The organism is Paraburkholderia sp. UCT31 (genome assembly GCF_014397655.1).
GTDB classification, from domain to species: domain Bacteria; phylum Pseudomonadota; class Gammaproteobacteria; order Burkholderiales; family Burkholderiaceae; genus Paraburkholderia; species Paraburkholderia tuberum.
Genome location: NZ_VZQP01000210.1, coordinates 1 through 537, shown reverse-complemented (window position 1 = coordinate 537; position 537 = coordinate 1). Strand labels below are relative to the sequence as shown.

At 59.2% G+C, this 537-nt stretch carries 1 pseudogene; it reads right to left on the bottom strand.

Going from position 1 to position 537, the window contains the following annotated elements:
- Nucleotides 1–355: 355 nt before the first annotated feature.
- Nucleotides 356–537 (bottom strand): annotated as a pseudogene (locus F6X40_RS43800) (transglutaminase family protein); the annotation flags it as partial.

Sequence of the window (537 nt, the reverse complement as noted above, 5' to 3'; positions counted from 1 at the left end):
AGCACTTTGGCTTCGTCGGCTGCATGCGCACCGAGCGCCGAGAGACCGACCGTTGCGATAAGAATCCTGATCGTGTGCGAGAGTTTCATATTTGTCGTTCGCATGTGTTCTCCGTTGTACTAGCACGGGGCTCGAGACGCCCAACGGCATTACCTGCCGAAGTCGTTGGCGTCGGTCAATTCGTCGCTTGCCAACACGAGGGTTCTCTGGGCTCGCCCAGCTTGCTGCCGAGATTGTCAGCGATCTGGCCCATGATGTCGAACGTCTCAAACTGGCCGACCGCTGCCTGATGCATCTGATGCATCCCGACCCAAACCCGTCCCCTACGACACCACCAACGAATGACCACTCGTCATCATTCAGGCGCGCAGTGGACGTCGAATTTGATGAGCTTCGTCGGACCGAATGTATTGCTGATCGCAACGTCGGCGGCATCGCGGCCGCACGCCATCAGCACACGACCGATACGCGGCACGTTGTTGCGCGGATCGAAGGTCTGCCAGGAGCCGCCCACATAGGCTTCGAACCATGCCGCGA